Genomic DNA, 26498 nt, shown 5'->3' on the forward strand with positions numbered 1-26498 from the left:
TTGTCATTACGCTTGATTTTGGTCTTCTGTTTCCTCATGCGCTGGTGGTAATGGGGCAAGGTAACCAATTAATAGTATTAAGCTACCTGCGCCAAGGAAGGAAATCACTCGCCAAATTGCCTCGGTCTGTGACAAATCGACCAAGACCAGCTTAAGTACGACGATACCTAACAACCCAATACCCATAAACCAAAGCGCGCGCTGCCAATAGCGGCTGGCGAGGATGGTGGCAACCAATGCCAAGAGCGTCCATAAAATCGTCAATCCTGTTTGTACTTGCTCGCTACTCCATGCACCGCCCTGGGCACCGTCCCAAAGTGGTGTACCGATAAAGGCGTGTAGCGTTCTGACCAACATGCTGGATAGCAACCAAAAGCTGATAAGCCCTAATATGATTAGGAGGTTTTCAGCGGTAAATATGCGCTTAGATTTGGCAGCTATACTCGACTCGACAACGGTTTCATTGTGACGGCGTTGGCTGATGTAGTACAGACTAAAACCAACCGATAGCGTCAGCCACGAGGTGATGTCATATAGGTTCACTAACGGAAAATAGGGCAGTCCCCAAGTCACACCATCATAAGACCAGTTGGTAAGAATAACCCACAGTAAAGCAATGGGAGCAAAGATGGCGGCGCATCCTAACAGTGCCTGTTGCCAATCAAACCAGTACAGCAGACCTTGTTCTGAAGCTTTATTAGTTGATGCATTTTCTTTATTTTTATTAATATAACGATGATTGAACCATAACCCAAACAATATGAATGTCGCTGAAAACAAGATAGCCATCACGCCATCAGAGTCTGGTAGGCCATAATGCGCAGCCGCAGCAATCAGCAACAGCCCTGTACCGAGCCAGGTTACCTCAGTGTAACGTGCCGTGTTTTTAGTATCAGACCAAGTTTTTAGCCATAGCTGGCCTATCAGTAACCAGCCAATTATCAAACCTATGAATACCAACCACTCCGCTGTTACCCACGTTAGATTTCGCTCAAATTTTTGTGGCAGTTGCAGTACTAGCATGAAGTAGAACAGGGCTAGTAATCCACGACTCAGCTGTCTAACTTCCGCCCACGGACGATAGCGGTTGATGACCCAATAAGCGATCAAGCTGATGAGTGCTGACAGCGCAATGACTGTCGTATCTGATTGCCAACTATCGAACCAATGATGCAAATCAAGTATCAGCACTTGTAATATCCACGCCATCGCCGTCAATGTTAAAAATTTTATCAGCCTAGGGCTGTTCCAGACGAGTTTGAACGCATAGCTTTGATGATTGATAGCGTTCAGCCATTGCTGTGCTGCTTGATCATTGATACCCAGTGCATGAGCGTAATTGGTCATCGTATCTGATGGGTTGTCACGCTTTTGTACCTTTGTGGCAGAAGGCGTTATAGCGTCACGATTTTGACTATTACTGTTATCTAGCTTATTCATCAACATCGCAGGGGAGTTGTTAGCGCGTAAGATAAAGGCGGTCGCCAGATAACTGAGCGCTGAAATACTAAAGGCTAAAACGGGATAGTCTTTGATAGAAAATATCGCGGTGGTCAAGAGCATACCGATACTGACGAGCTGCAATAGTAGGCCAAACAATACTGACCATGACCGCAGTGAACGCCTGCCAAACCACACCAGAGCAAGTCCCTGTACTGACCAACCAAAAGCAATCCATTCCGCATCTAGCGCCAGCGGAATCACCAGTGCCAAAAACCCAAATCCTAAAGCCAGCATGCCTTCAGTGATTAAGGCATAGCGCTCACTACGCTGGATAAACAACCATCCCAGCCCAACATAGACAGTCGCCAAAATCGCGCTAGTGATGGTCAGGGCATTAGGAATCTTATCAAGTAAAGCAGAAAGTAAGCCAAAAGACAGAAGCGGTACTGAAAACAGTAAGCCAGTATCGATGGGAAATAAATAGGTATCGTTACCTGCGGTAGATTTATCTAAACGCTTGATATTATTTGTACTATCTATATGGCTAAGAGTTTTTTCACTGAGTGCGTTATAGGCGATAACTTGCTGCGCATAACGAATGACAACAAATAAGTAAAGCAGCCAGTGTAAGGTTACTAACGCTATCAATGACCAGCGCTGCGTTTCAATGACGGCGCTCAGGTTTTCGCTGATACCCCAGTAGTATGCCAAGCCAAATGTCACAGTCACACCGAATAGATTTAATATTTTCCAAGGTCGATAATGAGCAATGACAGCAATCGTGACATTCAATAATAGGTAGTAGCTGAATAGAACGAACAAACTACCCGTATCTTCACTGGTCAAAATCGGCGCAAAAAATCCACCAGACAACGCTAACAACGCGAGCGGAAAAGCGTTTTGACGTACAGCGAGGGCAATGGTCACAGCAGACAATAATCCAAGCCCAATAAAGCTTGGAATACTCGGAATGATTTCATAAACACTATAAGCAAAAAAGGTGCTCAAATATGTAATCGCTAAGCCTGCGCCCTGCAGCGTAATCCCATACGAGAAACGTTTTGCCGTGAGCTTTAACCCAAGTGCTGCCAACGCAAGCCCCGCGATGCCAATTGCCATGAGCTTTGTGGTAATTGAAATCTCGATATATTCGCTAAGCAATCGCAGCAGTAGCACCACGCCTACTAGCAGTACCAATACGCCAACCCGAACGACGAGATTGCCACCGAAAAACCAGTTTTTGATTGAATGAATGAGCGACGTCACAATAGGTATTGAGCGTTCATCAGGCTCAATCGGCGCATTTGCTATTTTATTTTTGGCTAGAGTTGGAGTAGTAACAGGCAGTGGCGGTGGCAATGATGTAGATGACAGGGTTGAAAACGCATCTGTAGACCGCTGTTGTGAATCAAAAATTGCATGCTTAGTAGCATCATTTTTAGCAGTATTGCCTTCACTAGCGCTCGCGCGCGTATAAACACGCTCATCAGCCAAATGGGTAGATGAAGCGTTTATACTGCGATTTTTTTGCTGCTCAAGATCCGCTTGTAGTTTTATGACATCGCGGCGCAGATGCGCAATTTGTCGCTTTATCTTGGTGTATAGCGCGACTACCACGATCAATAAAATTGTAAAGGCCAGCCAACCCAACTGGGTTACCAATAGATATAACATCTTCGTCGCTCAATCCAATTGACAGTAATGTGATAATGACGTGATTTGCTAAGAAGCACAAGGCTGCTCTGATTACTCACCCAAAAGATCATTGATAAAACAAGACTCAAAATAAAAGGGCAGCTTAATAGTTAAGCTGCCCTTCTTGATGAGTTTTATACCAAATCGTTTTTATGCCAAATTGGCTTTCATAAACTCAAGCATATTTTCCCAGCTTTGCTTAGCAGCTGCTTCGTTATAGCCAAGATCTACTTCATTTTTTTCAGCACGCTCATCGGCATGTGGGTTGGTAAAGCCATGCTTAGCATTGTCATAGACATCAATAGTGTAATCTACGTCAGCTGCGTCTAGCTCTGATTTTAGGCCTTCGATGGCATCCATTGATACCATTGAATCATCACGACCATGGGCGACCAGTACTTTTGCAGTGAAGTTTTTGTCTGCTGGTTGTTTTGGCGTTGGGTTACCATGGAAGGTAGCAACCGCTTTTAGCGGCATGCCTTCGCGAGCCATGTCTAGGACAACTTTACCACCGAAGCAGTAACCGATTGCGCCTAGATTGTCACCGTCAACTGATAACTGATCGCTAAAGTCGTTCAAAATCAAGCGGCAGCGTGCCATTAGCATGTCTTGATCAGCAAGCACTTGCTCCATCCACATGTTCGCTTGTGCGGCATCGGTAGTGAGTTTGCCTTCGCCATAAACGTCCATTGCGACCGCTGCATAACCAGCTTCTGCCAAACGCTCTACTACTGATTTTGGATGATCGACCACGCCCCACCATTCTGGTGCGACCAAGATACCTGATACTGGATTATCATCAGAAGCGTTCTCTGGTAGTGCCACATAGCTGATGAGTTCAACACCATTTTCGGTGGTACTGATTAACTCGAAAGTCTTAACTGACATATGATTGTCCTTTTTTATGTTATGAGTTTTAATTATTCGTCATTGTGATGGTTCGTTTTCTAACTCGTACTACCTTAACGCCCATATCTAGCAAAAACAGCTATAATAGTGTAACGCTCTTTATCAAAATGCTACTGCGATCCTATGACTATAAATTTCTTAAACAAAAATGATGAACAATCAGACTTGCATTCAGGCGTCAATCCAGATGGTAAGCTTGCGCAGTCGGTAAGTTTGTTTCCTGATAGTGCGGACTCTGATTCTAATTCTGAGCCACTACGCCCGCAGTTTTGGTCAAGATTTGCCTTAAACGAGCTAAACCATAGCGAATGGGAAGCGTTGTGTGATGGCTGCGGTAGCTGCTGCTTAATCAAATACATCGATAATGATGATGACGAAAAGCTGGTCGAGTATACCGATGTGACGTGTCAGCTGATGGACTGCGCGACAGGATACTGTCAACACTACGCGACGCGCCAAGAGCATGTACCAGATTGTATTCAACTGACTATGGACAACTTGCCCAACATGATGTGGCTACCATCGCATTGCGCCTATAAGCGGTTGTATAAAGGACAGAATTTGCCAAGCTGGCATCTATTATTGACTCAGGATGCGGTGGTCACACAACACGAGATGCGTGCGGCCAATGTGGGTGTCGCTGGCCGCTGTGTGTCGGAGATTGGCATGTCTGATGAAGAAATGGAAACACGTGTGGTGAATTGGGTGAATCCATAATTTCTATAGGGCAGATTATCACGCTAATAAGATGCCTGAGCAGTCGATTTGGCCTGTGCTTCAGCACTAGATTGAGAGTCGGCCAGTGGTGGTATCGGAATATCTTGACGAATTTGCCGAGAGAACTCACGGCTATTGGCAATAGAGTGCAGGTTATTGAAGCCACTCGATTTTGGATTAATATGGGTGCGCTCATACCACGTATCCATTGACCAAGGCTGGTTTTGCTTTTCAGGCGCAGCATCCAGCATACCGACATCATATAGATAGTTTGGCAGCCAGCCAGAGACCCAAATCCGATAATCCCACGGCAGGCGATCGCCACTGACGATACGCGCCATATAAAAGATAATATTAGTACAGTTACTCGTCAACGTGTTATACCAAGCGGGTTTGGTATTCAGCTCATCCATTGCCGTTAGGTAAGATTCAAACAACGATCTCACCTCATGTTGCTGCAAATTGCTGATAGGAAACAGATAGACTTGCTCACCGCGTGCATTGCTGCGAGTGTAAATAATATCGCGCTCTTCTGCGGCAATCAGACTCAGCTCATACCGTCGAAAAAATCCCGCCAGTGCCGAAAACGACTCGCCATTTTCTTTACGAATCTCAAATGAGAAGGCAAGTGGTCTATCGTCTTCAAAGCGAAAACTGACCAAAGTATGAGCGATCAGTGGCCCCATCCAGTAAGAGTTGGTTACATCAACGCCAGAGAGTTTAGATAAATCAATCGTGCGCGTCTCCCAATGCTCTGTGGCGTCTTCTTTATTCTGCCAATCAAAATTACGGACATTGGTTAAGGTAATCAAATCAGGGTTGGTCGCATCGCGCTCATAAGAGACTTGCTGGTCGACCTCAGCCATCCAATCACGCTCTTGCTGGGGTACGATAGAAAAAAACCAGCCTAGACCTATGAGCCAAGTTGCTCCGTATAAACCAATAAGCCACTTAGTAGCTGTATTTTTAGACGCTATATTTTTAAGTGCTGTATTTTTAGGTGCTGTGTATTTACCAACCGACTTTTTGCCAATGGACGCTCTACCAGCCGATGAGCTACTGAGCAGTATCTTTGTGACTGTATGCCAATAACGCGTACCAAGCAGTGCGGCTAATATACCCACGATGATGATTGTTGCAAGCCAAGTGAGTACGGAGCTTATCCCGTACTGATACCAAATCGCTAATAGCAACCACACTGCTGATAGCAATATTGTGATTGCGATCAAAAAAATCACGAGACGATGTCGCCATGTCGGTCTTGGTGGTTTGTTATCTGCTAATCTGTTGTCCAAATCGCGACTGACAGAATGGCTGTCTGCAAGCTGGCTGCGTGAACGCGATGATAATAAGCGGGAAAAAACGGAGCGTAGCGACATAAAGTTTGTTTTGATAAATAATGGCTTTGACCATAGCAAAGTTTATAACACACTGACAATACAATTTGAGTGAATTTGTCGTTGAATGTCGGTGAGGCTTGCGATAAAGTGAAGCTAAATTGTGCTGGTATGTCTGTTGTTTGTTACACAGATAATGATAAGCTCGCTGTTTTATTCGGCGCTTTTGTCCCCATCTAGGCTCTACTTATCTTATGAACGGTTATTCTAATTGCCATTAACTAAAGAGGTTAAATCACACCACCATGTCTGACGACACTCCCAGCCCGAGTAGTTGGTCGATGCGCGGCTTAAAACGCTGGCTATCGACCGCCCCCGAAACCCGTGATGAATTAATTCGTCTGGTACAAGACTCGCGCCAGTTTTTAGAGCCCGATACGGTCGATATGTTAGAAGGCGTGCTCGATCTGCCGGCGACACAAGTGCGCGAAATCATGACACCGCGACCGCAAGTGATTGGTCTGCACGAAAGCACTAGCCTTGACGAAGTGATGGATATCATTCTTGATACGACGCACTCGCGCTATCCTGTTTTTGACAGTCAAGATGATGATGCCGTTATTGGCATCCTATTGGCAAAAGATTTGATTCCTATATTGGTGCACATGGTACGCAACCAAGAAGACAAAATCGATAGCAAACGTCTAAAAGACTTGGTGCGTCAGCCATTATATATCAGTGAAACAGCTCGTTCTGATACCCTGCTGCGCTCATTGCAGCGCACGCAAGTGCATATGGCGATCGTCGTCGATGAGTTTGGCAACTTTGGTGGTGTCGTTACCATGGAAGACTTGTTAGAGGAAATCGTTGGTGACATCGTTGATGAGCATGATGACTTTGATGAAGATAGCGATATTAATAACATCGTCGCTGATCCTGAAAAGCCAAACACATGGCGTGTCCAAGCATCTACGGTGATTGAGGACTGTAATGATGAGCTTGGCAGTCGTTTTGATGATACTGATGTCGACACGATGGGCGGTCTGGTCATGCAAGCACTCGGTTTCGTTGGTGATTTGGAGGGTGAGAGCGTGGTGATAGATGATTGGCAAATCACAATCACTGATGTGGAAGGCCGCTTTATACAAAATCTAGAGCTGACCAAAACCAATGGGGATCAGCAGATACTGATAGGCAGCCATTAATTCGCTTTTATTCCCATAATTAGTAATTAGTGATAAAACATTCTTAGCAAGCCCAATAAAAAACACGATGAACCATCGTGTTTTTTGCTTTCTGTCTTTTGTATTTTGGTATGAGATTTTCGCTACGCAAATTTACCCATTAATCGGTTTTGGCTGGTATCATGGGTGGATTTTATTTGTGGTCCTGCATAGAGCATTATGCAGTCAGTTTCTGCTTGGGGTTTGTCTCAGTGCTGAGCTGTAAAATTTTGAAAAATATGGTCTTGGATAACTGCTATGCGTCTGTCTACTGTTGATTTACAAAAACGCCTGAACCCTAAACAGCCAAAAGGCTTACATCTGGGACTGACGGTACTGATCGCTTTGCTGGCAGGAGGCGCTTTCACACTTGCGCTCGCGCCTTACGGGATTTGGCCAGTTGCGTTGGTATCACCTGCCATTTTATATGCGCTATTGATGCCAGAGATGACAGGTCGCCGCGCCTTCCTCATTGGGCAGGCATATGGTACGGGGCTTTGGTGTGTGGGTGCGTTTTGGCTGTACACATCCATCCATGTCTATGGTTCGACGCCCGTATGGCTTGCGCTGATTATGATTGCGCTGATGGGTCTCGGCATGGGGTTATTCCATGGCTTTTTGGCGCTGATTTTTAATCGAGTGGTTGGCAAGCAGCCATTATCTTTTGCTGCGCTTTGGATACTCCAAGAGTGGATGAAAACGTGGCTATTCACAGGCTTTCCTTGGCTATTCGTCGGTTATGCATTTACTGAGCAATATTGGTTGTCATCCTTGGCGCCTGTTGCGGGTGTCTTCGCGATTTCTTTTGTGGCGGTGCTACTGGCTGCCAGTATCGTTGAGCTATTGCGTCGCCGCGCAGGCTATATGATTCCGTCGATAGCCTTGTTGGTTGTTAGCTGCTCGCTATGGTTGATCAATCCGCAGTGGACCAAACCAAAAGGCACGCCTGATTTATCAGTGTCTTTGATTCAAGGCAATATCCCGCAAGATCTAAAATGGCTTACTGAGTATCAAATAGAAACCCTAAAAATCTACGCAACCTTGACTCGAGATGAGTGGGGGCGTGACATTGTGCTGTGGCCTGAGTCATCTATTCCGATGTTTCAGACAGAAGCGGTCGGTTTTATCAATGAAATGGTCAAAATGGCCAAAGAGACGGACACAACATGGGTGACGGGCATTCCTTATAAAGACGAAGCCGCGTTTGATGCCAGTAAAGATAAATATGCGCCGTTTTATAATAGTGTGGTAGCGCTAGGGGCTCAGGCAGATGGTTTGTATAAAAAACAACGTCTGGTACCCTTTGGTGAATATATTCCGTTTGAAGGTGTGCTTGATATCCTGCCAAATCTGGCAGGCAGCCAAGACATCATGAGCTATAGCCGCGGCAGTGATCATCAGTCACCGCTGCGTGTACGAGGCCATAATTTGGGGGCAGCTATTTGCTATGAAGTCGCGTATCCAGATACCACGCGCAAAAACGCGATTGGCACAGACTTTTTATTGACCATCTCAAACGATGCGTGGTTCGGTACGTCGGCAGGCCCGCTACAGCATCTGCAAATGGTACAGATGCGCGCGCTCGAAAATGGTCGCTGGTTTATGCGTGCGACCAACACGGGAGTGACAGCTATTATCGATCATAAAGGTCGCATCGTAGCGCGTGCTCCGCAGTTTGAGCGCACCGTACTACGCGGTAATATACAGGCACGCGTTGGTAATACGCCGTTTATGCGTTTTGGCCAATATCCTATTTTGTTTATTATGGCGCTGCTGCTGATACTGAGTTACTTAGGTAAGCGTCCGAAGACGTCAGTACGTTTGAGTAAATAACTGTCATCAACGCTAAAAGCGAATAGTAAAATTGTCGATAATAAACCCTTTAAATACTTAAGGGTTTTCACAAATCAGTATAAATTGCGATATAATAGGTCAATATTTCAAATATTTTGTGCAAGGTGGATAAGGTATGTCAGAAGGTATCGTCAATAACAATCCAAAAAAAGAGCTGTTATACACTCTAGGTGGCATTGCCTTATTTTTAGGTATTGTTTTACTTATTGGTATTTCTGCATTTTTGCGTCCAGCAGGTGAGCATATTACGGCTACGCCAACGGAAGCATCAGAGGCCGCTGATGAAGCAGAAGCCATTGCTACCGAAGACGCTGCTGCCCCGACTGAAGCAAATGCTGAAACAGCACCAGCAGATGCAGCAGCACCTGATACGGCCGCAGATGCAACCGTCACACCAGCGACAGATGCAGATAGTGCAGTCGTCACTGCAGAAGCAGGTACAGCGACCGCTTCTGGTACAGTAAGCCAAGCGGCAGTTGCCGATGCTGATTTAACTGCTGAGCAAGCGGATGGTGACTTAGATGCTGGGGATGCTGTCGATACTGGTAACGCCGCTGATGAGACAGAAGCACAGTAATCCTGATATAGTGACTGACTGTTTATCCAAATAAATAGTGAAAGTGACTCGCAAGTAACTTAAAAATAAAGCATTTACGAACGGTAATATCACCTTGATAATACGGTTTTTTATAGCGAAAGAAAGCTCGCTCTCAGCGATTGAGAGCGAGCTTTTTTGTGGGTATTTGTGTAATTTTTAGCCAACTTTTTCTTTACTTGGTTATAACCAAGTGAAACAATGTTCCGCCTATATGACCGCTTATCGGAATAATTAGGCATTTGGTCATTACCAAAATAATCTTTAAAGGAATAAAGTTGTGAGTACACAATCAAAATCAAAATCAGAATCTAGTGCGGCTGAGCTGCAAGCACTAGACAATGGCTTTATGGGACACCCTGCGCCATTACGCTCGTTGTTTTTTACTGAGATGTGGGAGCGTTTCTCTTACTATAGTATCCGTCCGCTACTCGTGTTATTTATGGTAGCAACAGTGAGTAGTGGTGGTTTTGGGTTCGATGAAGTCACGGCTTCTGCTATCTATGGTATTTTTGCTGGTTCATTATATTTGGCAGCCGTACCGGGCGGCTGGCTAGCAGATAACTGGCTGGGTCAAGAGCGTGCACTGTGGTGGGGTAGTATTGTGATTGCCCTTGGTCACTTATGTATTGCACTCTCCGCTGTGTTCGGGATGGCGTTATTTTTCGTTGGCTTGATCTGTATCGTCTTGGGGTCAGGGCTATTTAAGACCTGTATCTCAGTGATGGTTGGCGCTTTGTATCCTAAAGGTGACTCTCGCCGTGATGGCGGTTTTACCTTATTTTATATGGGTATTAACATCGGCGCGTTATTGGCTGCACTTATCGTTGGTGTATTTAAAGAAAAAGGCATGTGGCACGTCGGCTTTGGCGTCGGTGGTTTGGGGATGCTAGTGTCCTTGCTCATCTATCGTTTTGTCGCTCAAAAGAATTTAACGCGTTTTGCGCGAGCCAAAGGTATCGATGCCGAGTGGGAACACTCCAATGACCGCTACAAAAACATTGGCCGCTGGGTAGGTGGCTTTGTTGCGCTGTTAGTCGCCATTGTGCTGTTAGTTTCTACAGGTATGGTGTCGTTCAACCCTGAGCTGGTCGCAGAGTATATGACCTATATCATTGCTGCCGTCGTCATCCTCTACTTTGCCATTATGTTTATTTCGCCGCGATTGGATAAGACGGACAAACTGCGCTTGCTGATCTGCTTTATTTTAATCATTGGCTCGACGCTGTTTTGGTCAAGTTTTGAGCAGCAGCCAACCTCTTTTAACTTATTTGCTGATCGTTATACGGATCTAAATGTCATGGGGTTTGAAATACCAAGCATTTGGTTTCAATCGTTGAACCCACTATTTATTTTAATATTGGCGCCTATCGTCAGTATCATCTGGGTCAAGCTAGGTAACCGAGGTCTTGAGCCGAGCAGTATGGCGAAATTTGCACTCGGGATGCTACTTGCAGCTGCCGGTTTTGCTTTGATGATTTTTGCATCAAAAAGTATCTTAGCGCCTGGTGCTGGCTTAGCGTCGCCTTTATGGTTGGTGGGAAGTCTGCTGTTATTGACCCTTGGTGAGCTTGCGCTTAGCCCGGTAGGTCTGTCATCAATGACCAAGCTTGCACCAAAAGGCATGCAAGGCCAGATGATGGGGCTTTTCTTTGCTTCTATTGCGATGGGTAACTTGGTTGCGGCATTCTTTGGTGGTCATGTTTCAGCGGACAAAATCGAAGGTTTGCCGACTTTGTTTACCACTATGACGATCTTCTTGGTAGTCTCTGCCGTGATACTGTTGGTATTGGCTAAGCCTATCAATAATATGCTGCAAAAAAGCGAGCACGCTGACGAGGTAAGCCAATAAAGACAGATAATTGGTGTATGCAAATCCTCTATCATGCCCATAGAATCAGTCCATAACCCATGATAAGACGTGTTACCATAACTGGCAGCACGTTTTATTATTTTAATCAGTGAGATATTTTTTAGGCTATTGAAAGCCTACATTCTGCCCAAACATCTAGTTATGTTCTGCTGCAATACTATTAAGCGGCACCTAATAAGACGACTATTCATAGTTGCTATTCACCTCTCAATTTCTAAATAATTTATCTAAAATAAATAAGGACACCTATCATGAATAAAAAAATCATCCAAGAGCGTATCGATACGCTACGCAAAACGCTAGTGGCTCAAGACCTCACTGCGATCATCGTACCCTCAGCCGATCCACATCTGTCTGAGTATTTGCCAGAGTATTGGCAAACCCGTCAGTGGCTATCAGGGTTTACGGGTTCAGTAGGGACGCTTGTCGTGACTGCTGATTTTGCTGGTCTATGGACGGATAGCCGTTATTGGGTACATGCGGCTGAGCAGCTAGAGGGTACGGGTATCACTTTGGAGAAGCTGGCACCTGGTCAACCAAATCATATCGACTGGCTGGCCGATCATTTGCAAGAAGGAGATAGCGTGGCAGTAGACGGCAATGTGCTCTCTATCGCTGAGCAAGATCGACTATTGAATGCATTTGATGCCAATGACATTACCTTGATCACTGAACGTGATGTATTGACGAGCGTTTGGACAGATCGTCCAGCACTGCCTAATGCGAAGTTGTATGCACATGATGAGCAGTTTCTTGCGCAGTCTGCCACCTCAAAACTTTCTGATGTGCGTGCAGGTATGGCAGAAGCAGGTGCAACCCATCATTTACTCTCAAGTCTAGATGATATCGCTTGGTTGACGAACTTGCGCGGCGCTGATGTTGATTATAATCCGGTATTCTTAGCACATATGCTGATTGATACAGACAGCGCAACGCTATTTGTTGATACCGATAAAGTGAGTGAAGATATTGCAAAAAGTCTAAAAGATAGCGGTATCACATTGGCTGATTACTCTGCTGTACAAGATGCATTGAGTTCGTTAACACCAGAAGATCTATTACTATTAGACCCAAGTAAAGTCGCAGTCGGCACCTTGTCCAAAATGGCAGATGATGTTGGCTTCATTGAGCAGATGGCACCGAGTACACTGCTCAAATCTGTCAAGTCTGACTCAGATATCGATCATGTGCGTGAGGCAATGCGTCAAGATGGCGCGGCTTTAGCTGAGTTCTTTTCTGAGTTTGAGCAGCGTCTAGCAGCAGGCGAGCGCCTAAGTGAGCTGGATGTAGATAGTATGCTGATAGAAGTGCGTAGCCGTCAGCCGCATTATGTATCGCCAAGCTTTCCAACTATCGCTGGTTTCAATGAAAACGGGGCATTGCCGCATTACCGCGCAACCCCAGAGAAGTTTAGCTACTTAGATGTGGCTGAGGGTGAAGGTGGTTTACTACTCATCGACTCAGGCGCTCAGTATCAAAACGGTACGACAGATATCACCCGCGTGGTCGGTATTGGACAAGTTAACGCTGAGCACAAACGCGACTTTACGACCGTACTCAAAGCCCATATTGCGCTCGCTCGTGCTTACTTCCCTGATGGTATCGCCTCTCCACTCATTGATGCGATTTGCCGCGCACCACTGTGGCAGGCTCAGATGGACTATGGTCATGGTACTGGTCACGGTGTTGGTTATTTCTTAAACGTGCATGAAGGTCCACAAGTGATCGCTTATAGCGCCAGTACACCAAAAGAGCGTGCGATGAAAGTCGGTATGATTTCAAGTAATGAGCCAGGTCTGTACCGCGAAGGCAAATGGGGTATCCGTATTGAGAACTTGGTCGTGAATACACCAGTTGCCAATCCTACTGAGACAGAGTTTGGTCAATTCTTACACTTTGAAACCATCACTTATTGCCCAATCGACACGCGCCTGATCGAGCCATCATTATTGGATCAAGTCGAGATTGATTGGTTAAATAGCTACCACAGTCAAGTCTTCGCAGAGCTAAAAGATCGCGTAGAAGGTGCCGCCCTTGAGTGGTTGACTGAACGTACCAAAGCCATCTAGTACCCAGCTCAAAACATTAACTAAAAATACTAAAAAGCCCCGCAAATAATTTACGGGGCTTTTTAATGTTTGTGCTACAAGGCTTTTTAGAAAATAGAGGTTATTGCCGTTAGTGAATATTTTTCTTAGCAGCGTTTTCAGTAGTAGCTGACGTATTTTGCTCGCTGAAATGCTGAGTCATTTCAGCACGTAGCCAAGATTTCAGATTTTCAGACATGAGCATCATTTGCTCACTCAAGTAGTCGTCGATTTGGTTTTCAAGCTCACGAATTAACGTTTGATCCGCCGGATCCAGCTCACTGTCTTCTAACACCAAGTTGATGGCTGTACTGGTGTTATTATTAATGTCCTTGATATGATGATTGACCGGCCCATGAGTTTGATCGCTCATGGTTTTGCCATCAGCGTTTTTATGATCTCTAGTCTTACTCTCACTATCGGCTACTTCAGAGTCAGTCTTTTTAATTTTTGAGTTGTCATCAGGATCGTTCTCTGTGACGCCTTTATCGGATATGGCTTTTTCATCGATTATGGCTTTTTCATCGATATTGCTTTGGTCGGCTGCTAGCTGCTCATTTTTTTCTTGTTCTTGTTGAGCCGTTTCTGCTTGTTCACGTCGCGTAGCTTCTGCTTTGCGCGCAGTCTCTTCGGCCTCTTTTTTCTGTTCTTGTTCTTGCTTGTCTATGATTGCCTTAGCGATGGCTTGCTCGGCATTATAGTTGTCGTACAGCTCGTCCACATGGGTATCTAAGTCATGTGTATGAAAAGTAAAGCTTTCAAATACGGTATCTGCTTGCAGTAGGGTGGTGATGTCTTTTAGCTCTTGGGTAATTGCAGCGCGTACTGGATCCGGTGCACACGTCCAGCGCTGATAAAACTGATGGGAAAATGAGTAGCTTGACATGGTATCTTCCATAAATGTTCCAAAAATTACCCCTTATCATACGCAAGTACGATAAGGGGCTGCAAGTGGACAAACGTAGCCAAACTGACACCAACGTTACAATGTTCAGATGTATCAAAGTGACAATTCGACAATTCGACAATTTGACAATTTGACAATTCGACAACGCGGTAATGCAAAAACGCGGTATCGCATCGCACGATATGCTTTTGGCTATTAGTGGTTGATAGGCCAGCGTGCAAATATCAAGGATCCATTAGTACCGCCAAAGCCGAAGCTGTTGGATACAGCATATTGCAAGTTATCGACTTTACGTGATTGGTTGGCCACGTAATCGAGATTGCAGTTGTCTTCTACATCTTCTAGGTTAATCGTGGGTGGTACGTGCTGATGCTGTAGGGCAAGCACGGTAAATATGGCTTCCACACCGCCAGCTGCACCAAGCAGGTGCCCTGTCATAGATTTGGTTGAGCTCACCAAAATACTGTCTTTCACTGGTGAAAACACGGTTTCGATAGCAATTGATTCAGCGACATCACCTGCAGGTGTACTGGTGCCGTGCGCATTGACATAACCGACGCTTGCGGGTTCAATCCCAGCATCATTGAGTGCATTGCGCATGGCTTTTGCAGCGCCGCTACCATCTTCTGGTGGTGCGGTAATATGACTGGCGTCATCGCTCATGCCAAACCCGACCAGCTCTGCCAATATCGTTGCACCGCGCGCTTTGGCGTGAGCAAGGCTTTCTAAGACGACCATACCAGCACCGTCACCAAGTACAAAACCGTCACGGCCTTTATCAAACGGACGTGATGCTTTGGTTGGCTCGTCGTTACGCGTAGAGAGTGCGTGCATCGCGCTAAAGCCCGCTATACCAAGTGGGCTTGAGCCTTTTTCACTACCGCCAGCCAACATGATATCGGCATCACCGTAGGCGATCAAACGCGCTGCAAGACCGATAGCGTGAGTCGCGGTAGTACAGGCCGTTGATGTCGCAAGATTTGGCCCTTTTAAGTTGTGCTTAATCGCGACCAATCCTGCTGCCATATTGACAATAGAGCCTGGGATGATAAAGGGTGAGACTTTAGCGGCACCTTTTTCGTGTAGGGTATCGCGACTGTTTTCGATGGTTTGGATACCACCAATACCTGAACCCAATATGATACCAAAGCGATCTTGATCAACCCCTTGTACTGGCGCATCAGCAGCACTGACTTCATCGATAAGACCAGCGTGCTGTAGTGCCATAGAAGATGCCGCAATCCCGTAGTGTATAAACTCATCATAGCGGCGCGCATCTTTGGCGCTCATGTACTGCTTGGCCTCAAAGTCTTTGATCACACCTGCGATTTGCGCGCGGTAGCCAGTCGCATCAAAATGCGTAATCGGTGAGATACCACTGTCACCATTGAGTAGCTTGCTCCATGAGCTATCAACATCCAGACCAAGCGGGGTAATGGCACCCATACCTGTCACGACCACACGCGTATCATCAGAGCGCTCGTAATGAGGGGGTTTTTGACGCGATTTGTATACAGGAGCTGCGGTCATATTATTTGTGTCATCATTGGTGGCTTGGTCGATAGGTGAAGTGCTGTGTTGGCTCATGCGATATGTCCTATACTTACGGGTCCTAAGAGGATGGCGTTTTTAAAGTTATTATAAAACACATAGGTGCACGTATGTAAACTAAAATCTAACTGGTCAGGCAAAACAAACTTGTCCCAATACCACGCCTTTATTGGCGCCGGTTACAGCAGGTAAATTACCCGTTTCACCCATTAGTGTTTGTCTGGCTAACCAAGCAAAAGCGACTGCCTCTACCCATGTTGGTGCCAGCCCTAAATGATCCGTGGTCATTACTGTAGAGTGGGGTAAGTGAGCTCGTAGACGCGTCATCAAATAGTCATTCAATGCGCCGCCGCCGCAAACATATACTGAGCTGTTTTTTGAATGATTGATAAACATATTGATTTGCGTACTGGCACTGATAGCCGTTAGCTCAGTCAAGGTTGCTTGCACATCGGCTGCTGAATAACTGATGTTGGCATTGGCTTGCTCAAAAGCTTGTAGCTCATTTTGCAGCCAAGCCAAGTTGAAATCTTCGCGGCCCGTACTTTTGGGATGAGATTGAGCAAAAAATGGATGTGCCAAAAGCTGCTGTAATAGCGGTTCAATGATGACTCCAGACTGTGCCCAAGCACCGCTCGCATCATAGCTATTATCAGTATGCAATGCTGTCCACGCATCCAATAGTAAGTTTGCAGGTCCCGTATCGTAGCCAACAACTTTATTTTTTCCATCAGCAGGCAAGACGGTTATATTGGCAATACCGCCCAAATTTAATATCACGCGTGTGTTATCAGATGTGCCAAACAGTGCTTGGTGGAAGGCAGGAACCAATGGCGCACCTTGACCACCAACGGCCATATCACGGCGACGAAAGTCACTGACGACGCTAATGCCTGTACGCTCAGCGATGATATTGGCATCGACCAATTGCAAGCTAAAACTCATCTGCGGACGATGGCGTACCGTTTGCCCATGACAGCCAGTCGCCAGTACTGATTCAGCATCGATATTTGCTTGCTGTAATAAGGTATTGACTACCTCGCTGGCAAATTCCGCATATTCGCGACTTGCCCAACCAAACCAGTCCAATTCGCTGTTTGGCTCATTGGCCTCTAGTACGAGTTGATTCACACCATTGGGCTGACATAATGCCAATAGGACCTCACGCAATCGTGGCGGAAAATCTTGACTATATGTCGCCAGCAGCTGCATCGGCGGTTGGGTGTTTTCTTTATTACTGGTATTTTCGGTATCGCCCATGTCATGATTAAACTGACAAATAACCGCATCCATACCATCCAAGCTGGTGCCCGACATCATGCCGATATATAAGCCATCATCAAATCTTTCAAACACCGTTTGCTCAAGCGCATCGGTCAACGTGGCATAGTTTGAATTATCAGAAGTCAAATCATCAATATCGTCGGAGCTATGATCCAAACTATTATTCATAAGTAAGTCTGCGAGGGCATTATGGTCAGTATCAGCAATCGATGCGGGGTTGGTCATGGCAATTTACCTTAAAAAACGCTAGTATATCCGTCAAATTCTAGCATTTTTTCTGACCCTTTGAGCTTCTAAACGTCATAAGGTGTTGAGCCAGTAACCGTCATTTGTAAAAATCCTAATTAAAGCGATATATAGAGAGAACCATGACCAATCAAACTTACACCCTAGAAGAACAGTTGGCCCTTATTCAGCGCGGTACGCAAGAGATATTATCTGAAGACGACTTAGTCGCTAAGCTAAAGCTCAACCGTCCGCTACGTATTAAAGCAGGCTTTGATCCTACCGCGCCTGATCTGCATTTAGGTCACACGGTTTTGATCAACAAGCTCAAGCATTTTCAAGATTTGGGTCATGAGATTTATTTCTTGATTGGTGACTATACTGCCAAAATTGGCGACCCTTCTGGTAAGAACAGCACGCGCCCACCATTGACTGATGAGCAAATCAAAGCCAATGCTACGACCTATGCTGAGCAAGTATTTAAAATCTTGGACAAAGAAAAGACCCGAGTAGTCTTTAACTCTGAGTGGTTCAATGATATGAGCGCCGCTGATATGATTCAGCTTGCGAGCCAGCAGACCGTCTCGCGTATGCTTGAGCGTGATGACTTCTCGAAACGTTACGCATCGCAAACACCTATCTCAATTCATGAGTTTCTCTACCCATTGGTACAAGGCTACGATTCTATCGCGCTAAAAGCGGATGTTGAGCTTGGCGGTACGGATCAAACCTTTAACTTGTTGATGGGTCGCACGTTGCAAGGACGCTATGACCAAGAGCAACAAGTTTGTATTACGGTGCCGATCTTAGAAGGGCTAGACGGTGTCAATAAAATGTCTAAATCTCTAGGCAACTATGTCGCCATCTATGATGCGCCAGGCACCATGTACCAAAAAATCCTATCGATGCCGGATACCTTGATCCAACGCTATTTTGAGTTCTTAAGCTTTAAGCCCATGGAAGAAGTCGAAGGCTTGATGCGCGAGATGGAAGACGGGCGCAATCCACAAGAAATCAAACGTATCCTCGCCGAAGAGTTAATCGAGCGCTTCCACGATGCGGATGCGGCGGCAAATGCACATAAATCAGCGGGCAACGTTTTAGCAGATGGCGAGTTGCCAGTGGATTTGCCAGAAGTGACATTAACGCTTGAAGAAGGTCAAGAGGCCTTGTTTATCACACAGATATTAAACCAAGCAGGTTTGACTAAAAATAGTGCAGCGGCAAAAGACATGATCAAGCGCAATGCAGTCAAAGTCGATGGCGAAGAGGTCAATGCTGGCTTTAGCTTAAGCTCAGGTCAAACGGTTGTGATTCAAGCAGGCAAGAAAGCCTATGCAAAAGTGACGGTTGCTTAAGCGCTTGCTCACATCAATAATGGCTTGAGGAGAGATAAATGCTAGAACAGGTTACCTTATCGAGTAATGGCATTATCCTTGAGCCATTAACGCTCGCTCATGCCACTGACTTGATTAAAGCTTGCCAAGATGGTGAATTGTGGAAAATAAACGTGACGTCTGTACCTGAGCCAGACAAAGTCATTGACTATATTAATATTGCAGATTCAATGCCTGACAGACAAGCTTTTGCCGTCATTGATGAGCGTACTGGTAAAGCGATTGGGTCAACGAGCTTTCATGATATTTTACCTGCCAGTAAACGCTTAGAGATTGGCTATACATGGTATGCTAAATCTTACTGGCGCACGCATGTCAATACCACCTGTAAGCTTATGCTGCTTACCTATGTATTTGAAACTTTAGAATATCAAACCGTAGGCTGGCGTACAGATATTGATAATCATCGCTCGCAACAAGCCATTGAGCGCTTAGGTGCCAAAAAGGACGGCGTGATTCGCGGCAATCGAGTTCGCCGTGATGGCGTTGTTTCTAGCACTGTGATGTACAGTTTATTAAAATCTGAATGGCCACAAGTAAAAATTGAACTGATAAATAAATTGAATCAAAGTCCCTAATCTGCGTAATCAAACTAAGTAAGAGATTTATGACACAAGAGAATAGAGTTCCCCAAGGCATTTACCGTCATTACAAAGGCAGCCTTTACCAAGTGCTGCATACGGCGAGGCACTCAGAAACTGAAGAGTCGCTCGTGGTTTATCGTTGTCTTTATGGTGAGTATGGCGTGTGGGTACGCCCGCTTGCGATGTTTACTGAGATGGTCACTGTTGATGGCAAAGAGGTTCCGCGATTTGAACTCATCAAAGTATTAGTTGATTAATTGTTAGTAAAAATGAGATTGAAATGGCGCGTTTAGACAATAAAAAAAGATATTCAGTGCCTTTATTATTACAGTTCATAGTGATTTTAACTCAATTTGGCATTTATTTATTTATCAATTGGTTAGATGTTTATCTTAATCAAAAGCCACCTAATTCATCATTAGACAATTTTTTTTGGTTAGTAATAGTACCTATTACTTGGCTTATCTACACTTCAATGTCTTATTATTATTCTCATAAGTTTTTACAAGCAGTTTTTCAAGGTCTATTGCAGACAATATTTTCCTATACCTTAGTTATTGCAAGTGTACTTGTCTTTTACACATGGATTGGTAAGTCCTTTTAACGCTAGCCTAGGTTAATAACTATCCTACCCAAAATCTTTAAAACAAAAAAACGACCCGTTGAGGTCGTTTTTTTGTTCTATATCTATGTTTTATCTAGACAGTCAATTAACTGTTTAAAAATGCAATCAATGTTTTATTGAACTCTTCGCTATGGGTCACATTGATGCCATGTGGACCACCTTCAACGACATGTAGCTTACTGTCTGCAATCATATCATGAGAGCGCTCACCGCTTGCTTCAAACGGGACGATTTGATCCGCATCACCATGTATCACTAAGGTTGGTACATCAAAGGCTTTTAGATCATCGCGGAAGTCGGTGTAGCTAAAAGATTTGACGCAATCAAAGGTTGCTTTGGCAGAGGCGAAAGCAGCGATATCGCGGTTGTATAAGCGCATAGGCTTACTGACCAGCGACTTACCGTCTTTTGGCGTAAAGAAATTCTTGGTAAAGTCATTCAAAAAGGCGATACGATCATCGCTCACACCATCCAAGAATCCTTGAATATCTGCTTCTTCAAGACCGCCATCAGGGTTATCATCTGCCTTAAACAAGTACGGCGGAACAGCAGATGCCAGTACCGCTTTGCTCACACGCTCTGAACCATATTTACCAAGATAGCGAGCCACCTCGCCGCCGCCCATAGAGAATCCAACGATGGTCGCGTTTTGTAAATCGAGCGCCTCCATCAAGCCTTTTAAATCTTGGGCTAGGGTATCGTAGTCGTATCCGTTCCATGGTTTAGACGATTGACCAAAGCCACGTCTGTCATAGGTAATCACTTGATAGCCAGCTTCGACCAGCGCAGGCAGCTGTGCTTCCCAAGCGCGTCCACTGAGTGGCCAGCCATGAATGAGTACGACGGGTTTGCCAGTACCTTGGATTTCGTAATAAAGTTCGATGGGTTGTTCGTCTTGTGTTGCAACGGTAGCGTAGGGCATGACCTTATCCTTTTGATATTATTATATTCATATATTTTTGTGTTGATGCTTATCAGTAACTACTATTCGCAGTGATTAGCATCAGCTTTTTAGTATAGAATCAGCCCAAGTTAATTGCTATGACAGGTTGTAAAGTTATAGTAGTGATTATAAAGTGGTTGTGTAAAATCCTAGTCAATCTTGTAGAAATTCTTTTAGTATCTTATGAAATTGCAATGGCTCATCTATTGGCACTGCATGTCCTGAGCGTGGCAGAATAACGTCACGAGCATTGGGTAGCATACGTGTGATTTCTTGCTGCCATTTGGGGTCATAGAGTTTTGATTGTCCACCAATGAGACTGACCACTGGGATGGTGACATTCTCTATACCTGCCCGAAAATCATAAGGTATCGCCAGATACGCTTGCAGGCAGCGCATTTTATGTTGCCATGTTTGGTGATTATAAAATGCCAGCTTATGATCGTTTTGATGAGTAATTGCTTGTACGACAGCTTTCGAGCGTGGACGACTGACAGAGAGTAAAGAAAACAATCTTTCGACATCCGTCACATGGCGTTTGAGAGAAAACGGCAAGTGCGTAAAGTGTTCAACTTGCGCATAGGGTAGTGTCCTATCGACAATGTCTTGAAACAAGGCAAACATCTCTTTTTGCCGATCCCCAAACAGTCCGCCTTGCCAATCTGGTTGATTATGAATCACAGGGCTTTGATCGATATTCAGATAGCGACTAACCCGTGATGAACCAAAACGCTCAAAATAAGACCACATGACGAGTGCCCCCATAGAAATCGCGGCTACAGGTAGCGACTCTATCTGCCGTGCAAGACAGACGTGCTCAATCACTATATCAATATCATCAGCATACTGATGCACGAAATCAAACTGCGTCAACTCAATATTTTTTGCCGCACCAAAACCTCGAAAATGTGGCAAGTAAAACTCATATTTACCTATCAGTGGCAGTATAAAAGGTAAAAACTCACGTGCATCCATGCCATAAGCATGCATCATCATGACGGGTTTACCATTCCCAATGACAGACACGGGTAGCGCCGTACCATCAGCTGTCTTTATATCGATTGTCCGCAATTGATAGGACGCGGGTAGAGAAAGAAGAGTTTTTTTCATAGAATGACATCACTTTTGGTTATCAAGCCATCTTGGTTGAGTGGTCAAGATGTATTTTTACAAACGTATTCATACCGCGAATAAAAGACTGTTATATTGAAGCAGTCATCTGACCATAGCATAGAATTTGGCTAACGGTAAAAGCAGTAGCGATAACTGATAAGGATAGAAGGGTATGAGCAAATCGATATTGTCATCATTGGATAGTAGCTTGTATCCACAAGTCTGGGAGCAGCAGACATTTATCAGTCCACAAGCGCTTTTATTATTGATACTAAATAATGAGGTCACGATAGATGCCAGCACTTTTACCAAGCGACTACTGGCGAACGATATTTATCAAGAATGGATCAATACCACGGTGTTTGGACGGTATTTGCATCGCAACTTTACCGCGTTTTATCAACAAACAGAAGACAGTTTTAATGTAGAAATGCCTGCCTTGTTTCGTCAAGAGCTGACCCGCCATGCGCAATATATGCCATTAGATCAGGTATTATTTTTTGCAGGAGAGATGCCAAAAGTGGTACGGCAAACAAAGCTACTCACCACCACCGTAAATCCTGCCACGGCTATCATTAACGCGCAAAAAATGACAACCCATCAGGTTTCTCATTCAAAGATGATTGTTAATCAAATCACCATCGTCGGTAGGCAAGTATTAGGGTTTCCCATACGTCACAATAAGCGCACTAGCGAGCGCTTGCGCAATGAAGTATTGATTATGGACTTTCAGGATTTGCGCTTGGTCAATGAGGTCACGATTGAGGACACAAAAAAAAGCAATATAGAGTCATCTATATTGCTTCGGTCTTACGAGTTACGTTGATCGCTAGATAGACGAGCTTTTAACTGTCTTTTTTAGCCACCGTCAAACCATTATAGGTTTGTGCGACTGGCATCACTTCCAAACGATTGACGTTGATATGCGCAGGTGACTCAATCAGCCACAGTAATATATCGCCGATATCTTCACCTGTCATGGTCTTAAAGCCATCATAGACTTTAGCCGCTTTTTCATCATCACCATGATAGCGCACGTTTGAAAACTCAGTACCCGCGACTACGCCCGGTTCAATATTGGTCACACGCACCTGCGTACCAATAAGATCAGCACGTAAATTTAGGCTAAATTGTTTGACAAATGCTTTGGTTGCACCGTAGACATTGCCACCAAAATACGGCCAGTTGCCCGCAATGGAACCAACATTGATGATATAGCCGCTGTCACGCTCAACCATCGCTGGCAAGACGGCATGAGTCAATGCCATTAGACCTTTAACATTGGTATCCGTCATGCGCATCCAATCATCGAGACTGGCTTTGTGGGCAGGCTCTGTACCGAGTGCCAATCCTGCATTATTGACCAAGACATCAATCTGTTTAAAGTCATCAGGCAAGTCAGCAATGATTTGCGGGATAGAATCCGTATCGCTCACATCCATCACCACAGGTAAAAAGTCCTCACCTAAAATCTCAGCTAAAGCATTCAGTTTGTCGATACGTCTAGCGCAACCGATCACGCGGTGACCATTAGCAACCAAACGCTCTGCCAACGCTTTACCAAAACCTGCGCTTGCCCCGGTAATCAATACGTTCATTGTTTGTCCTTATTATTGATGCTGCATGTTTCTATCATAACCTTGATGACGGCTTTTTTATCCTAATGCGACTTATCTATTTGATAATTGCTTACCAAAAATCTTATCACCCGCATCGCCTAGACCTGGGATGATGTAACCATGCTCATCTAAATGGCTGTCTAATGCAGCGGTATAGATAGTCACGTCAGGATGCGCTTCATTTACCAAGCGGACGCCTTCAGGTGCTGCGACCAAAACCAAAGCTTTAATATTCGTACAGCCGTTTTTCTTTAGCATCTCGATGGTTGCTACCATTGAGCCGCCCGTGGCCAGCATTGGATCGATGATAAGCGCAGGACGTTTGTCCATGTGACTGACAAATTTTTCAAAGAATGGTACTGGCTGCAAGGTTTCTTCATCGCGTTGTAGACCGACCACAGAAATCTTAGCAGTAGGAATCAAATCGAGCACGCCATCAAGCATGCCAATACCTGCGCGTAGAATCGGTACGATAGTTGCTGTTTTACCGATGATTTGCTCACCAGTGATTTCGCCACACCAACCTTGCATTGGAAAAGTTTCGATTTCAAAATCACGGCTTGCTTCATAAGCCATCAAGCGTGCAAGCTCTTTGGTCAATGTACGAAATTTATAAGTACTACAGTCTTTTTCGCGCATGAGGCTGAGTTTATGACGGACTAGTGGATGATCGATTACCGTAATTTTTAAATCGCTGTTTAAGTCGCTCATAGAATCTCTCTCGGTTTCTTGTCTGATGCTTGCGCAGTTACTGCGGTTGCCATTAGTATAAAATATACAAACACTTACCGCACTTTAACCATATCTTTGGCACATCAATAGTAAAGTTAATGCCTTCACAATCGCGCTAATCAACTATTTTACGACAGTGCGCATTTATCATGATGACAATATTTGCGTTCACAGCTGCCATTAAAGCCTAAGCAATTCAGGCTAAGTAAAATGATATCGCGCTATCTTAAGTCAACTGATTGAACCGACTAAGTTTGACTATATAACGTGATTATAAGTGAGGTAGTGTTTAGACTTGCTATGATACCAAAAAAACCGCTTTTCTGACGAAGAATATCATGACTATAAAAACATCAAACACCCAAAAAACTGCTGATACTAAACCGACATCATTTGATGACAAAGACACAAAGCTTGAAAATCACCCCTTTGAACCTGTCTTACCGCCCAATGCCACGGTCATGATGATGGGTACTTTTCCACCGACTGCTGATAAATGGGCAATGAGCTTTCATTATCCCAATTTTTATAATGATATGTGGCGTATCTATGGTCGAGTATTTTTTGATGATACTGACTATTTTAGAGTAGGCGATGAAAAGCGCTTTGACCCTGAGCGCATTCGAGATTTTATGTTTGAACGTGGCATTGCTTCTTGTCCGACAGTCAAGCAAGCTATTCGAGAGACTGGCAATGCTTCGGATAAAAATCTAACGGTAGTTGCACCTGTTGATTTAGATGTTATCTTGCCGCAAGTGCCAAAGGTAGAGACTTTGTTTACGACAGGAGGCAAGGCGACGGAAGTACTGCTTGGGTTATTAGACGAGCCAATTGCCAAATCAAAGCATCCAAAAACCAATCAAAGGATGGATTACCCTTATCAGTGGCAAAACGCTGAACAAACTACTGAGGTTAATGACCTAACCTTGTATAGATTACCTTCAACCTCACGTGCCTATCCGTTATCGTTGGATAAGAAAGTCGCTGCATATAAGGCGTTCTTTGAGAGGGTGGGTAAGTTGTAATATAAAAGATAATTCTTTATAGATGGATGTTAGAAATAGAGAAGCTTATGCAGTCAGTAAAACCCAATAACATATCTAACAGGTCTATCGTTCAGAGCACATCTTCAACTACCCATCAATTATCTCAAATCATCAAATATCTAACCCATTGAAAGAATTACCATTTTCATATTTTGCTAAAATAAGATTAAAAACATTAATAAAACAGGTTGACACAAAAATTAAACCCTCTATAATACGCCCTCATCAGACGGACTAGCGGCAACGAATATATAAATTACATATTACTAACGCAGCTAACCTGTTGAAACAAATTAAAATAAAGCTTGACAATTCATATCATTATGATAAGATAGTCGGCTCGCTAGATAGCTTAACCGGCAACGGAAAAGGCGAAAAGCGAAAGATTTACCCTATATATCGATGACTGGACGACAGTGATTGAGACTATTTAAAAGCATAACTAAAGAACAACTTGTGTGGATTTTTGCTGATTCAGAATGCTAAAAAATAAAGTTGACTATCTTTTCTTTTCGGGAAGATTATTAACTATAAAAATTATCATTTAAGACAGCAGAAAAACTCAAAGTTAATTCATTACGAACATAATTTTTAGCGATTTTGCCAGATTAGATGAGCCAAGTTTAGAAGCTTCTTTAAAGAGCTTCATAGCAAGATTAAACTGAAGAGTTTGATCATGGCTCAGATTGAACGCTGGCGGCAGGCTTAACACATGCAAGTCGAGCGGAAACGATGATAG

The 26498-nt window shown here is 44.4% G+C and carries 22 protein-coding genes and 1 rRNA gene; 13 read left to right on the plus strand and 10 right to left on the minus strand.

What is annotated here, in order from left to right; genetic code table 11:
• Nucleotides 1–6 precede the first annotated feature (6 nt).
• Together JMX83_RS07795 and JMX83_RS07800 are read right to left on the minus strand one after the other, a co-directional pair.
• Nucleotides 7–3117 (minus strand): DUF2339 domain-containing protein, encoded by a 3111-nt coding sequence (locus tag JMX83_RS07795; RefSeq protein WP_201600283.1) that lies wholly within the window; start codon nt 3115–3117, stop codon nt 7–9.
• Between the two features lie 171 nt (nt 3118–3288).
• The gene (locus JMX83_RS07800; protein ID WP_201600286.1) at nt 3289–4026 is read right to left on the minus strand and encodes a dienelactone hydrolase family protein; all 738 of its coding nucleotides are present in this window, start codon (nt 4024–4026) and stop codon (nt 3289–3291) included.
• A 144-nt stretch (nt 4027–4170) separates the two neighbouring features.
• On the opposite strand from JMX83_RS07800, the gene JMX83_RS07805 reads away from it, so the two are divergent.
• A complete protein-coding gene (locus JMX83_RS07805; RefSeq protein WP_201600289.1) occupies nt 4171–4764 on the plus strand; it encodes a YcgN family cysteine cluster protein in 594 nt (197 codons plus the stop codon).
• A 23-nt stretch (nt 4765–4787) separates the two neighbouring features.
• On the opposite strand, the gene JMX83_RS07810 is transcribed toward JMX83_RS07805, so the two are convergent.
• On the minus strand, nt 4788–6143 hold the full coding sequence (locus JMX83_RS07810) for an Lnb N-terminal periplasmic domain-containing protein (protein WP_201600291.1): 1356 nt from the start codon (nt 6141–6143) through the stop codon (nt 4788–4790).
• Nucleotides 6144–6406: 263 nt separating this feature from the next.
• Here JMX83_RS07810 and JMX83_RS07815 point away from each other — a divergent pair, with 263 nt between their 5' ends.
• The 5 genes from JMX83_RS07815 (at nt 6407) to JMX83_RS07835 (ending at nt 13715) form a co-directional block, all read left to right on the plus strand.
• Nucleotides 6407–7306, plus strand: a complete 900-nt coding sequence (locus tag JMX83_RS07815) for a CBS domain-containing protein (protein ID WP_075106412.1) — start codon at nt 6407–6409, stop codon at nt 7304–7306.
• Between the two features lie 276 nt (nt 7307–7582).
• Nucleotides 7583–9157: an apolipoprotein N-acyltransferase gene (lnt, locus tag JMX83_RS07820; RefSeq protein WP_201600293.1), complete on the plus strand. Its 1575-nt coding sequence runs from the start codon at nt 7583–7585 to the stop codon at nt 9155–9157.
• Between the two features lie 136 nt (nt 9158–9293).
• Nucleotides 9294–9755 (plus strand): hypothetical protein, encoded by a 462-nt coding sequence (locus tag JMX83_RS07825; protein ID WP_201600295.1) that lies wholly within the window; start codon nt 9294–9296, stop codon nt 9753–9755.
• 367 nt (nt 9756–10122) lie between these two features.
• Nucleotides 10123–11625, plus strand: coding sequence for a peptide MFS transporter (locus JMX83_RS07830; RefSeq protein WP_201600336.1), 1503 nt, complete (start codon nt 10123–10125; stop codon nt 11623–11625).
• A gap of 272 nt (nt 11626–11897) precedes the next feature.
• On the plus strand, nt 11898–13715 hold the full coding sequence (locus JMX83_RS07835) for an aminopeptidase P family protein (RefSeq protein WP_201600297.1): 1818 nt from the start codon (nt 11898–11900) through the stop codon (nt 13713–13715).
• A gap of 109 nt (nt 13716–13824) precedes the next feature.
• Here JMX83_RS07835 and JMX83_RS07840 read toward each other — a convergent pair whose 3' ends face one another.
• The 3 genes from JMX83_RS07840 to JMX83_RS07850 all read right to left on the minus strand — a co-directional run bounded on the left by JMX83_RS07840 (nt 13825) and on the right by JMX83_RS07850 (nt 17700).
• Nucleotides 13825–14631 carry a hypothetical protein gene (locus tag JMX83_RS07840; RefSeq protein ID WP_201600299.1) on the minus strand — a complete coding sequence of 269 codons (807 nt, stop codon included), beginning with the start codon at nt 14629–14631 and terminating at the stop codon, nt 13825–13827.
• 204 nt (nt 14632–14835) lie between these two features.
• Entirely contained in the window at nt 14836–16170 is a 1335-nt protein-coding gene (fabF, locus tag JMX83_RS07845; RefSeq protein ID WP_201600339.1) for a beta-ketoacyl-ACP synthase II, read from the minus strand.
• A gap of 153 nt (nt 16171–16323) precedes the next feature.
• Nucleotides 16324–17700, minus strand: a complete 1377-nt coding sequence (locus tag JMX83_RS07850) for an anhydro-N-acetylmuramic acid kinase (protein WP_201600302.1) — start codon at nt 17698–17700, stop codon at nt 16324–16326.
• 143 nt (nt 17701–17843) lie between these two features.
• Here JMX83_RS07850 and tyrS point away from each other — a divergent pair, with 143 nt between their 5' ends.
• Genes tyrS through JMX83_RS07870 form a run of 4 tightly spaced genes read left to right on the plus strand, consistent with a single transcriptional unit; the run spans nt 17844 to nt 20285 of the window.
• Nucleotides 17844–19058, plus strand: coding sequence for a tyrosine--tRNA ligase (tyrS, locus tag JMX83_RS07855; protein WP_201600305.1), 1215 nt, complete (start codon nt 17844–17846; stop codon nt 19056–19058).
• Between the two features lie 38 nt (nt 19059–19096).
• Nucleotides 19097–19675: a GNAT family N-acetyltransferase gene (locus JMX83_RS07860; RefSeq protein ID WP_201600308.1), complete on the plus strand. Its 579-nt coding sequence runs from the start codon at nt 19097–19099 to the stop codon at nt 19673–19675.
• Nucleotides 19676–19704: 29 nt separating this feature from the next.
• Entirely contained in the window at nt 19705–19938 is a 234-nt protein-coding gene (locus tag JMX83_RS07865) for a DUF1653 domain-containing protein (RefSeq protein WP_201600311.1), read from the plus strand.
• A gap of 23 nt (nt 19939–19961) precedes the next feature.
• On the plus strand, nt 19962–20285 hold the full coding sequence (locus JMX83_RS07870) for a hypothetical protein (protein WP_201600315.1): 324 nt from the start codon (nt 19962–19964) through the stop codon (nt 20283–20285).
• 106 nt (nt 20286–20391) lie between these two features.
• Here JMX83_RS07870 and JMX83_RS07875 read toward each other — a convergent pair whose 3' ends face one another.
• A complete protein-coding gene (locus JMX83_RS07875) occupies nt 20392–21228 on the minus strand; it encodes an alpha/beta fold hydrolase (protein WP_201600316.1) in 837 nt (278 codons plus the stop codon).
• 174 nt (nt 21229–21402) lie between these two features.
• Complete coding sequence (locus tag JMX83_RS07880) at nt 21403–22359, minus strand: alpha/beta fold hydrolase (protein WP_201600318.1); 957 nt, start codon at nt 22357–22359, stop codon at nt 21403–21405.
• A gap of 175 nt (nt 22360–22534) precedes the next feature.
• Here JMX83_RS07880 and JMX83_RS07885 point away from each other — a divergent pair, with 175 nt between their 5' ends.
• Nucleotides 22535–23188 (plus strand): hypothetical protein, encoded by a 654-nt coding sequence (locus tag JMX83_RS07885; protein WP_201600320.1) that lies wholly within the window; start codon nt 22535–22537, stop codon nt 23186–23188.
• Nucleotides 23189–23207: 19 nt separating this feature from the next.
• Here JMX83_RS07885 and JMX83_RS07890 read toward each other — a convergent pair whose 3' ends face one another.
• Together JMX83_RS07890 and upp are read right to left on the minus strand one after the other, a co-directional pair.
• Nucleotides 23208–23960, minus strand: coding sequence for an SDR family NAD(P)-dependent oxidoreductase (locus JMX83_RS07890; protein ID WP_201600322.1), 753 nt, complete (start codon nt 23958–23960; stop codon nt 23208–23210).
• Between the two features lie 72 nt (nt 23961–24032).
• On the minus strand, nt 24033–24692 hold the full coding sequence (gene upp, locus JMX83_RS07895; RefSeq protein ID WP_201600324.1) for a uracil phosphoribosyltransferase: 660 nt from the start codon (nt 24690–24692) through the stop codon (nt 24033–24035).
• 359 nt (nt 24693–25051) lie between these two features.
• Between upp and JMX83_RS07900 the strand changes: the two genes are divergently transcribed.
• Together JMX83_RS07900 and JMX83_RS07905 are read left to right on the plus strand one after the other, a co-directional pair.
• Nucleotides 25052–25738 (plus strand): DNA glycosylase, encoded by a 687-nt coding sequence (locus tag JMX83_RS07900; RefSeq protein ID WP_201600326.1) that lies wholly within the window; start codon nt 25052–25054, stop codon nt 25736–25738.
• Between the two features lie 679 nt (nt 25739–26417).
• Nucleotides 26418–26498 (plus strand): 16S ribosomal RNA (locus JMX83_RS07905); the annotation flags it as partial.

Source organism: Psychrobacter piscatorii (genome assembly GCF_904846415.1).
In the GTDB taxonomy this organism is placed as follows: domain Bacteria; phylum Pseudomonadota; class Gammaproteobacteria; order Pseudomonadales; family Moraxellaceae; genus Psychrobacter; species Psychrobacter piscatorii.